The organism is Parabacteroides sp. AM58-2XD, from assembly GCF_003463685.1.
Classification (GTDB): Bacteria; Bacteroidota; Bacteroidia; order Bacteroidales; family Tannerellaceae; genus Parabacteroides; species Parabacteroides segnis.
This window is the reverse complement of record NZ_QSDP01000148.1, coordinates 1-11381: the sequence shown is the minus strand read 5'-3', so window position 1 is coordinate 11381 and position 11381 is coordinate 1. Positions and strand designations below refer to the sequence as shown.

At 40.7% G+C, this 11381-nt stretch carries 5 protein-coding genes and 2 pseudogenes; all 7 read left to right on the top strand.

Going from position 1 to position 11381, the window contains the following annotated elements; translation table 11 throughout:
- Nucleotides 1-483: 483 nt before the first annotated feature.
- The 7 genes and pseudogenes from DXA15_RS23225 (at nt 484) to DXA15_RS23195 (ending at nt 11209) form a co-directional block, all read left to right on the top strand.
- Complete coding sequence (locus tag DXA15_RS23225) at nt 484-1092, top strand: HU family DNA-binding protein (RefSeq protein ID WP_009860572.1); 609 nt, start codon at nt 484-486, stop codon at nt 1090-1092.
- Nucleotides 1089-1650, top strand: a pseudogene (locus DXA15_RS23220) (RNA polymerase sigma-70 factor). The gene DXA15_RS23225 and the pseudogene DXA15_RS23220 overlap by 4 nt, the downstream one beginning before the upstream one ends.
- A gap of 95 nt (nt 1651-1745) precedes the next feature.
- On the top strand, nt 1746-2711 hold the full coding sequence (locus DXA15_RS23215) for a FecR family protein (RefSeq protein WP_128135610.1): 966 nt from the start codon (nt 1746-1748) through the stop codon (nt 2709-2711).
- Nucleotides 2712-2878: 167 nt separating this feature from the next.
- Nucleotides 2879-6256 (top strand): TonB-dependent receptor, encoded by a 3378-nt coding sequence (locus tag DXA15_RS23210; protein ID WP_128135609.1) that lies wholly within the window; start codon nt 2879-2881, stop codon nt 6254-6256.
- Nucleotides 6257-6285: 29 nt separating this feature from the next.
- Nucleotides 6286-8036: pseudogene (locus DXA15_RS23205) on the top strand (RagB/SusD family nutrient uptake outer membrane protein).
- 24 nt (nt 8037-8060) lie between these two features.
- Nucleotides 8061-8522 carry a hypothetical protein gene (locus DXA15_RS23200; protein ID WP_128135608.1) on the top strand — a complete coding sequence of 154 codons (462 nt, stop codon included), beginning with the start codon at nt 8061-8063 and terminating at the stop codon, nt 8520-8522.
- Nucleotides 8523-8548: 26 nt separating this feature from the next.
- Nucleotides 8549-11209 carry a beta-galactosidase gene (locus tag DXA15_RS23195; protein ID WP_128135607.1) on the top strand — a complete coding sequence of 887 codons (2661 nt, stop codon included), beginning with the start codon at nt 8549-8551 and terminating at the stop codon, nt 11207-11209.
- Nucleotides 11210-11381 lie beyond the last annotated feature (172 nt).

Sequence of the window (11381 nt, the reverse complement as noted above, 5' to 3'; positions counted from 1 at the left end):
AATTCATTTCATATTGTAGTCTAAAATTTAATATGTGAACCAAACTTAGCCATAAGCGGTGTTATTTTTTCTTGTTTATTTATCCTTTTTTCTTTTTAGGCATGAGTTCTGCTAGGACTGTGTCAAAATTCCGGATATATAATTAATCAAGATGCTGAAGAAATGCTAAGCACTTTCTTATAATTCCCCATTTCTTCCTTCAACAGATATGAAATACACCCAACCAATATATCTTAATTAATTCATTTCATCGAAAGTATCCGAAGATAATCCCAATTACCCGCCGGAAATAAAAAATTACCTGCCGGACAGAGTGATTTTCCCGAGATATATTATACATTTGTACAAATCCTCTTTTCATATCACAGTTGTGAAACAAAAGAAATCCATCTGTGAAACAAACGGAATCCAACTGTGATATGAAAGGAAGACAGTTGTGATATGCAATACTAAACAGAATTGAACCTTTTTACAACGACTATTATGGGAGCAAAATATGCATTATATGAGAATCCGAACCCCAAAGGCGACGGAAAGAAACAACCTTTACATGCCCGGATTGTACCCAGAGGAACGATCCATACACAGGAAATCGCAGAAGAGATAGCTGATAGTTGCGGCTATTCCACGGCCACCACCAAAGGAATGCTGGATGCGCTGGCCAAAGTTATTTCGAAAAATCTGCGGTATGGATATACCGTCGAGTTAGATGACTTGGGTTCATTTTCCATCTCCCTGAAAAGTCGCCCGGTGATGGATAAAAAAGAAATACGTTCCTGGTCGGTAAATTTCGGGAATGTGCATTTCAAAGGGAGTAAAAAATTAAAAAATCGTTTGAAGTCTATAGACCTGGAAAGGGACTCCGATGCCTGTGCTACAAGCTATTCTCCCGAACAACGGAAAGGCCGTATGCTGATCGCATCGGAAGAGAAAGAGTTTTTCACAGCAGCACAATACATGCGGTTAAACGGGTGCAACCGGTCCACTGCCGTGCGCGACCTGAAAGAACTGATCGAAGACGGCAGAATAAAAAAGCTGGGATATGGGAAAGCTGTATTATATGTGCCCATTAATAAACAGGAAAAAATATGAATAACTTTTCAGGGACAGAGAAACATGCCTTTTCGAAAATATATCTGGTATATTTTCCTAAATTGGTACGGTTCGCACGCGAATATGTTGTATCCATCGAAGATGCCGAAAACATTGTACAGGATATTTTCATGTATTTGTGGGAACACCGGGATATGCTGGACTCCCTGACCAACCTCAACGCTTTCCTGTTCACATTAGCCAAAAACAGATGTATCGACTTTTATCGCCATAAAACATTAATAGACAGTAAAAAAGAACCACTGGACGGCTTACAGGACAGAGAACTGAAACTGAAGATGGAGCTTTGATGCAATTCGATGAAAACATTTTTACCGAAAAAGAAATAGAAGATTTATTAGCCCATGCAATTGAACACCTGCCGGAGAAATGCCGGCAGGTGTTCATTCTGAGCAGAATGAACGGATAAAACATGAGGAAATAGCCACGCAACTGAATATTTCTGTCCATACCGTACAAAATCACATCGTAACCGCTATACGTAAATTAAAGGTTGAATTGAAAGACTACCTCCCTCTCTTTATTTTCATTATCTAAAATCTTTTCTCAAAAAAATTTATTTTTTTTCTGTTTCCGACTAGTAGATGGTCGGAAGTATTTCGTCATACTAGTAGAAAGAGCAATAAAATATCATGAACGAACAACTAGATAAATATTTCCTTGGGGAACTTTCAGACACAGAAAAGAAAGGACTCTTCGACCAGATAGAATCCAGTCCGGAAAAGAAAGCTGAATTTATCCGTATGCAAAATACGGTGACTATTTCAAAGCTGGGAGAACAGAATGGAGACGATAAATGGGCTTCACTCAAAATGGAAGAACTGGGAAGTCGTATCAATCGGAAACAGATTCGTCGTCTTTATCTCAATCTGGCAAAATATGCCGCTGTCGTAGCCATCTTACTGGTTAATATCTGGCTGCTTACCGACAAATTCATCCCGGAAGAAAAAGCACCGCTCTATACAAAGATAGAGGTCCCTAAAGGTCAACGCATCTTTATAACCCTGCAAGACGGTACGGAGGCCTGGTTAAGCCCTCGCTCCGTTATCAAAATACCGAATGAATTCAGCAAGGATGAACGTTCGGTTGAACTGGATGGTGAAGGATTTTTCTCGGTAACAAAAGATACAAAACGCCCTTTTATCGTGAAAACACAACGTTATGATATAAAGGTACTCGGAACCCGCTTCAATGTATTTGCTTATTCGGAAAGCGAACGGTTTGAAACAAATTTAGTACAAGGGAGCGTACAAGTCACAAATAGCTATAAACCAGAAGAAAATATCACACTAAAACCAAATGAAATGGTATCCTTGTCGAATGGGAATCTGATAAAAACAAGAGCCTCATTCGATAACGAAGAGTATTTGAGAAGCGGAATATTCTATTTCAGCAACAAAAAGTTCTCGGAAATACTTGATTATCTCACGCTATGGTATAACGTAAAATTCGACGTGAAATCATCTGCCCGGATCGACCAGTATGTATCTGGTAAGTTTCGCCAGAGTGATGAAATTGAAAGGATCCTGAAGGCATTACAAGGGGTACATCATTTCCAGTATAAGATAATCAATAACGAAGAGATCGAAATATATTAAATACAACATATTCACCTAAAAATAGAATGCCTATGAAGTAAAGCCAGATCATTACACAGGAATGGTATAAAAAAGGGGCAAGTGTTACCAGCACTCACCCCAAGTCAATACCTTCCTTCTTTCATGTATTCCACAAACATTCAAAAACAGTATTAACTTTTAAAGCTATGAGCAAAGTTATGAAAAAAAACTTATTGCTATTGTTCAATTGTGTCAATTATATTGAATTAAGGCATACAATTCGTATTATGAAAATAACAACAGTACTCACGTTAATTGCAATTTTCCAGCTTAGTGCAACCTCTTTGCATTCGCAAAATGCAAAAGTGAGCATCAGCAGGAATAATCTGCCACTCAAAGAATTTATCAATGAGATAGAAAGGCAGACCGATTATCTTTTCATGTACAGCGAAAAAGAGATCGACCTACAGGAACAAATTCAAGTCAATGCAAAGAATAAGCCCGTCTCACAGGTATTGGAAGAGGCTTTCGACAACAGCCAAATCAAATATAATTTTAACGAAGGATATATTTCCCTGAGGAAAGCGGAAAAAGGTTTGATCAATCAGGATAAGAGAAAAATATCAGGAACCGTTAAAGATGCAACCGGTACCCCTGTTATCGGAGCCAATGTCGTGGTAAAAGGAACCACTATCGGTAATGTCACAGACATAGACGGCCGTTTCAGCCTGGAGATTCCGGAAAACGCAACCCTGACAATTTCTTATATAGGTTATCTGACGCAGGAAATCGCTGTTGGAAACAGGTCTGATCTTTCTATTCAGTTAAAAGAAGATAGCGAGACATTGGATGAAGTTGTCGTAATTGGTTACGGAACCACTTCGGCTAAGAAAATGGTTTCTGCCGTTACAGCTGTGAAAGGCGAAAAACTGCAAGATCTCCCATTTCCGAACGTTGCATCCACTCTACAAGGACGGGCCTCAGGTGTTATCGTTCAGAACCAGGGAGGAGAACCAGGTAGCGAACCTAAAATATCCATCCGTGGCGGCGGCGATCCGCTATATGTTATTGACGGCATAATTACCACAGACTGGGAGTTCAAAACTTTAAATTCTGAGGACATAGAGAGTATCTCCATTTTAAAAGATGCAGCTTCACTGGCTGTTTACGGCTCACGGGCAGCAGATGGTATTGTTTTGGTTAAAACAAAAGAAGGCCGTAAAGGGAAAAGATCGATTGTCTACTCTTTCAACGCACAGTATAGTCAGCCGACCGTCTTACCGAAAAAACTGGATTCTTATACTTATGCAGACGTTCAGAATCAGGCAGCAATCTCAGACGGATATGGTAAATACCATCAATTCAGTAAAGAGGAAATGGATGCTATCAGAAACCAATCCGACCCATACTTATACCCGAATACGGATTGGTATTCTTTGGGATTAAACAATTTCGCTCCGGAATACAGACATTCTTTGTCTATGACGGGCAATCAAAAAGACATAAACTATTACCTGTCTTTAGGCTTATTCGACCAAGGTAGTTTATATACCTCCGATGCTCTGAACTATTCAAGATACAATCTCCGCAGTAATGTGAACACCACCTTTGATGAGATCGGACTAAAAGTATCTCTAAACATTAATGCAGCCATGGAGAAGAAAAAATATCCTTCATTTGCCGCTAATTCTATTTGGGATCACCTGAATGCAAAATCACCGCTGGATCTGGCCTATAATGAAGACGGAACTTTAAGTACGGTATCAGACAATCCGCTGATGGAAATGGACGAACGTTCCGGATACGATAAAAACGACGGAATGTATCTGAATACTCAATTTGTTGCAGACTGGGCATTACCCTGGGTAAAAGGGTTATCACTCGGTACCATGCTTTACTATCGCGTAAATTCTAGCCATCTAAAAAAACTTTCGGCTCGTGCGCCTCAATATGGCAAAAACGGAACATTATTAGATGTAACAAAACCTTCATTAAAAGAAGAGGCTTATTTCGGCGAATCTTATCAGTTCGAACTAAGCGCTGCTTTCTTACGGACGTTTGCCGATGTTCATTCAATCGATGCTAAATTCGTTTTCACTGCCGCAGAAAACACCGGTCATAATTTCTGGGCTTCACGCAGAGATTATCTTTCAACCACCGTCGATCAGCTGTTTGCCGGTTCCAGTACGACCATGCAAAACGCAGGAAACTCAGAAGAAGGCGGACGAATGGGATTGGTCGGACGTTTGAAATATGATTATGCAAACCGTTATTATATCGAAGGTAGTTTCCGCTACGACGGCTCGGACAACTTTGCTCCCGGACATCGCTGGGGATTCTTTCCGTCTGTCGCACTAGGATGGGATATTACAGAAGAACCTTTCTTCAAAAGCTGGAATCGGGGAAAAATCGATCTCTTAAAGCTACGCGGATCCTACGGACAAATGGGAACAGAATCTGGAGTAAACAAGTTCGGTTATTTGTCAACTTATAATATGGTCGAAAATTCAATTTGTATCGGAGGAAATTTGTTATCCGGATTTAATGAAGGCGAATTGACTTCTCCCGAATTATTAAGTTGGTACACGCGTAATTCGTTAAACTATGGTATTGATGTTGCATTCTTCAACTATCGTTTAAAAGGTTCTGCCGACTATTTCTATTATGTGACCAAAGGTGGTTTAGTAAGCCCGGCAGACCGCTACACTACTCCGCTGGGAACAAAGTTGCCACAGATCAAATCGAAGAATGAACATCGTCGTGAAGGCTTCGAGCTATCCATGAGATGGAACGATAATATCGGTTCTGATTTCCATTATGAAGTTGGGACAAACATGACCTATTATAATAATCTGTATGTGGTAAAGCAGGAAGAAGCTCTGTCTACCCTAATGAATCCGTATAAACGTAGCACACACCAAACAGACTATTATGATGTCATACTTATCGACAACGGTTTGTATCAATCTCCAGAACAAGTGTTGGGCGTCCCCCGCAGGTTGTCTTCTTCTGAAACAAAGTTAGGTGACATTGTTTATCAGGATCTTAATGGAGATGGTAAAATCGACGCTGAAGATCAAATCCGTTACGGAATGCCTACCGCTCCTCATTTTACCTATGGTGTGGATTTTGCATTCTCTTATAAAGGATTTTCTCTTTCCGGTCTGTTTTACGGGACAGGTAAACGCAATATGGAGTTTGGAGTCAATAACAAAAAAGACGAATCTGTCCACGTGAAAAACGAATATCAGTTAGATTACTGGAGAGAGGACAACAGAGATGCAACTTTCCCGAGAAAATCATTATCCTCAAGTGTAAACGGAGGGAACAACCAGGAAAAATCCAGCTTTTGGGTAAAGAATGCATCTTTCTTGCGTTTAAAGAACTTATCACTCGCTTACGACTTCAAATATAAGTTGTTGAAAAATGCCAACTGGCTCAGCATGTGTAAAGTAAATGTAACCGGGGCCAACCTATTCACAATCTCGGGAGTTTCAGACTATTTCGATCCGGAAACAACTTCTACAAACGGAGGATACCCAGTACAGCGTGTTTATTCAGTTGGTGTAACAGTCGGATTTTAATAATGGTGTAACAATTGAATTTTAATAATATGAAAAATATAAGTATCAAAACAATATCATTGGCATTGGTAATGGGATGTACAGCTTGCAGTGACGTTCTGGATAAAGGCCCGTTAGACAAATTTTCGGAAAATGATGTATGGGAAAGTGCAGAACTGGCACAGGCCTTCTTGTATCCTTCGCTGAGTTATGCCACCGGACAATTAGTCTGGAATGATAAATGGACAGACAATGATGTTATCCAGGATGATGGAGGCGCTTCGAATGTAAACAAAGAACAGATCGACCGCTACTACGATGCCGGCTGGAATCCTGGTGCCGATAAAGATAAAGCCGGAGATGTTTATTCAAACATCCGTAAATGTAATCTCATGCTTCAGAAGATGGAGGAAAACACCACCTTTCTGGAACAAGATAAAAACTATCTGATCGCACAGGCCAAAATGCAGCGTGCTATGATCTATTTCAGCCGTGCCCGTTTATTTGGAAAACTGATGATTGTAGACCGCGTACTCGATCCTGAAGAAAAAATGGAACTGCCACGAACGGAAACGATCAAGGATACCTACGATTTTATCCTGAAAGATCTGCAAGACGCAGTTGTCGACCTGCCTGCTTCCATAAAAAGCTCCGAAGTCGGTATACTGACCAAAGGGGCAGCCTATGCACTGATGGCAGAAGTGGCACTTCACGGTGCCGCCTATATCGAATCGGGACAGGATGAATACTATAACATTGCAAAGAAAGCCAGCGAAGACCTTTTCGCTCTCGGGCAATATAGTCTGGATACCGATTACGAGAAGATGTTCAACGAATTCGATTATGCGTTAAGTTCCAAAGAAATTATCCTGGCACAGTTCAGGCATGAGAACAATACAAAATTCGCCGATACATGGATGCAACTCTTGTACCAAATGTTAACAACGACAAACTGAAAGAATTTGCTAAAAATCCTCCGTTAAACGATAGTTTTGAAGGTTGGATCGGTATGTTCCCTTCGGTTGACCTAGTCAATGAATACGAAGTCAAAGATGTTGACGGAACAGCCAAAGACTGGAATCAAAGCAGTTTTTACAAAAACTATCAACAAAACGGCGGATATGTATCAGATGCGATTTACCGGAATCGAGATAATCGTTTCTATGCAACAATCGTACAGGATTCCAGTACATACTTTAACAGCTTGGTTACTATGCGTGATAAAGGTAATTTACATTGGGACAGTAAAGCCGGAGGTGATTGGGGAATGGCACTTACAGGATATATATGGCGTAAAGGGATATATACAGCAAAACCGCTATTAAATTCAGATCCGACCTACTATCATTATGTAGTTCTGCGCCTGGGACGTTCTTATCTGAACTATGCGGAAGTAATGTTGCGTCAAGGCAATATCAACACGGCAATCGAATATATCAATAAAACCCGTACCGTGCACGGCGGAATGCCTGAGTTGCCATTGAATCTCTCTTCTGATGCGGCCTGGAAAGCCTATAAACGCGAACGTCGCATCGACCTTGTGCATGAAGGTGACAGGTACTGGAGTTTATTACGATGGGGAAAAGCCGATGGAAAAGACAAAGTGGAAGAGTTGACAAAGGTACATCATTCTATCAGTATTTCCGAAGACGGAAAAAGTTTTGAAATCATACCTTTGCCTTACCAAACTTCTTTCAACGAACGTGTCTTTACAAAGAAAAGATATTTGTTCCCTGTTCCGGAAGGCGAAAGAGTAAACAACCCGTCTCTCGATCAAACGAAGGTTGGTAACCGATTATAAATGTCTTATAAAAATAACAAGAAAATGAAAGCACTGTATAATTATTTAGTTCTACTTTTATTGATTGCGCTGAACACATCTTGTCTGAAAGCAGGTTTGGATGATCTGGAAACGTACAACCAGAATGACATCACAAATGTCCGTTTCGAATACAGATGGTGGGATGAAAGTGGTAAAAGACTGCGTGTAATGGAAATGACTACGGAGAAAACGATTGATAATAAAGCAAAAGAAATCGTTTGTACGATCAAAGTACCTGAAGCCACACAGACATTTACAACTGAAATCAGAAATCAGGTTTCATTAAGTACATTAGCGATCAACGTTGACGCATCGACTTCCGCCCGCATTAGCCCGGTAGGTAATGCTCCCGCAATGGGGATTTTCCCGTCAGACTTTTTCGCCAAGGAATTTGTATATAAAGTAACGGCAGGAAACGGGGACGATGCTAACTGGACGATCAGGATCACTGACTTAAATAAGTAGTACGCACATAAAAATACGACTTATAAATGAGAAAAGAAATTCTATTATCTGCGCTACTCTTTGCCGCGGGAAGTATCTTTGCCCAGTACAAAATAGATTTGGGTAAAGTAACTCCTCCCACAGTGAAATATCTCCAACTGGGCCATTCCGGCCCAGCTGGAAAAGAAATCCGCATTAATAACCTATATCTGGAAGAAGGCGGTATTCCTCAACTCCCTGTAATGGGAGAAATTCATTACAACCGTATGGACCATCGGTATTGGCGCGATGCACTACTCAAAATGAAAGCTTCCGGTATCAACATCGTCGCGACCTATTGTATCTGGTCGCTGCACGAAGAATTTGAAGGTGAACTATCCTGGGAAGGGCATCTCAACCTCCGCCGTTTTATCGAATTATGCAAAGAACTGGACATGAAAGTGCACTTGCGTTTCGGTCCTTACTGCAATGCGGAAATCAAAAACGGAGGATTACCTGACTGGATCGTCAATAACAAAAATCTGGTAACCCGCTCAAACGATCCTTTGTATCTCGAATATACACGGCGTTGGTATCAGGCTGTATACGACCAGGTAAAAGGATTATTATGGAAAGACGGAGGCCCCGTCATGGCCCTTCAACTGGAAAACGAATACGTACGCCCGGGAATGATCGTCTCGCATCTTCTCAACCTGAAAAAGATGGCAGTAGAGATAGGATTCGATGTCCCTCTTTATTCGATGACCCACTGGATGGACAGCGAATATCCGAAAGGAGAAATCGTTCCTTACGCAGGATTCTATATCGAAGCTCCATGGACTGCATCCGGAAAGGATGAAATACCGACATCCAACTTTGAGTTTTTCACTTACAACCGTCTTTCTGACAATATTGGTACCGATATTATCAAGATCGAAGGAGATGTAGAATCTTTAAGCGGAGAAAATAATGACTCCCCTTTCTTCACTTGTGAAATAGGCGTTGGAACCACAGCCTTCTACCAACGTCGTGCCGTCGTACCGGAAGAAATGGCGGGAGAAAATATCAATTTACGCCTGGGGTGCGGAGCCAATATGATGGGGTATTATATGTATACCGGCGGTACTAATCCTGTCGGGAAAATAAGTACATACCAATCATCCGGTCCTCGCATCAGTTACGACTACCAGGCCCCCATCCGTGAATTCGGAACTTTGGGTACAGTCATGCAGGAAACGAAGAAATATAACTATTTCATGAATGATTTCGGAACAGCGCTGGCTCCGGCTGTCGCTTATCTGCCTACCACTAACCAGGATAGAAACAACTTGCAATGGGCCGTCCGGTTAAACGGGAATACCGGTTATCTATTTTGTTCCAATTATTTATACAAACATAGCCGGAAAGACTATAAAAATGTTCAGTTCTCCATAAAGTTGAAAGATGAGACAATCCGTATACCACGTCAGAAAGTAACGGTGAAAAACGGAACTTACTTTCTTTGGCCATTTAATCAGGAGCTAAGTAATGTGCTGTTGAAATATTCAACGACGCAACCTGTCTGTTTCCTGAGAGAAGGAAGCACTGATACCTACTTCTTCTTTGAGGATGATTTTATACCTGGAGAATATTTAATTGAAAACAAAGGAATCCGGAGCGTTGAAGTAAAGAACGGTACATCCCGGGAAGAAAAAAACGGGTATTTCATCGACCAGTTAACTCCGGGTAAAGAATGTGCCATTGAAATTACGAAAGAGAATGGTTCCAAAGTACGCTTTGTTACGCTGACGGAGGAAGAATCGGATCATATCTGGAAAGGAACTGTAAAAGGAAAAGAATTTGTCGGTATTACCAATTCATCATTGATTTATGATAATGATAAGATCACTTTGATCAATGACCAGCCATCGACAGATATTTGGATGTATAAAGACGGAACATTCAAACAACAAACAGTCAGAACTGATACACATAATCTGCAAGCGACATTCCGCCCCGTTGCCCCTATGGAAAAAAGTCAATGGATCCGTCCGGCAGAAGGTAACATGGCAAAACGTCTGTTCTCATTGAATACATTTTCAAAAGTGGAACGTGCCTATTTACGTTATGTATCATCCGGTTCAACCAATTGTACGATCAATGGGAAAGAAACAAAAGCGACATCTATGGGTGGTTATTCCTATGCTAATGTAACGGACTTCATTCAGAACGGAAACAATACGATCGAACTTACGACCTCCAACGGTAAAGAGATTACTGCAGAAATAGAAGTGCTTCTGAAGAATGGAAAACGCATTCTTTGGAATACTGATGCGACCTGGTTATCGGCAGATAACAAACCCGTTCTAACTACTGCCGGAAATAATAAGCCTTCCACCTTTGCTCCCGAAGAACACATAGGTATTTATGAAGTAAAAGCTCCGGCAGCAACCTGTAGCGACGAGGAGACACGTCTGTATATTTCTTATAAAGGAGATGTAGCCAATGCTTACCTGAACGGGGATCTGATAGGTGACTCTTTCTATGATGGAACAGAATGGATTCTCAGCTTAAGCCGCCTGAAAGAATCAATCGATACTAATCCTATGGTGATACGTATCGACGGACTGAAATCGGCAGATGTCCCGATTTATTTCGAGAAAAATGTCGTTCCGGCTGATTGCATCGTTCCGACAATTTCCGATATACAGATAAAACAGGAATATCGGTTTGAAGTAAATAATCAATAAATCACATATATTTATAATTGCTCTCTCATAGGAATAAAAGTAAAGATTTCTGTAAGTACCGCCATTTTCACAATGATGCTTACAGAAATCTTTATTTTTTATTCCTAAATCTCCAACAATATTTCAAAGAAGTTCCATTTTGATGAAACATTGAATATACTCCAAATGATTG

Bases quoted from the DNA above. Each gene is read 5' to 3' on its own strand.
- DXA15_RS23225 (WP_009860572.1), top strand. From the start codon at position 484: ATGGGAGCAAAATATGCATTATATGAGAATCCGAACCCCAAAGGCGAC.
- DXA15_RS23215 (WP_128135610.1), top strand. From the start codon at position 1,746: ATGAACGAACAACTAGATAAATATTTCCTTGGGGAACTTTCAGACACA.
- DXA15_RS23210 (WP_128135609.1), top strand. From the start codon at position 2,879: ATGAGCAAAGTTATGAAAAAAAACTTATTGCTATTGTTCAATTGTGTC.
- DXA15_RS23200 (WP_128135608.1), top strand. From the start codon at position 8,061: ATGAAAGCACTGTATAATTATTTAGTTCTACTTTTATTGATTGCGCTG.
- DXA15_RS23195 (WP_128135607.1), top strand. From the start codon at position 8,549: ATGAGAAAAGAAATTCTATTATCTGCGCTACTCTTTGCCGCGGGAAGT.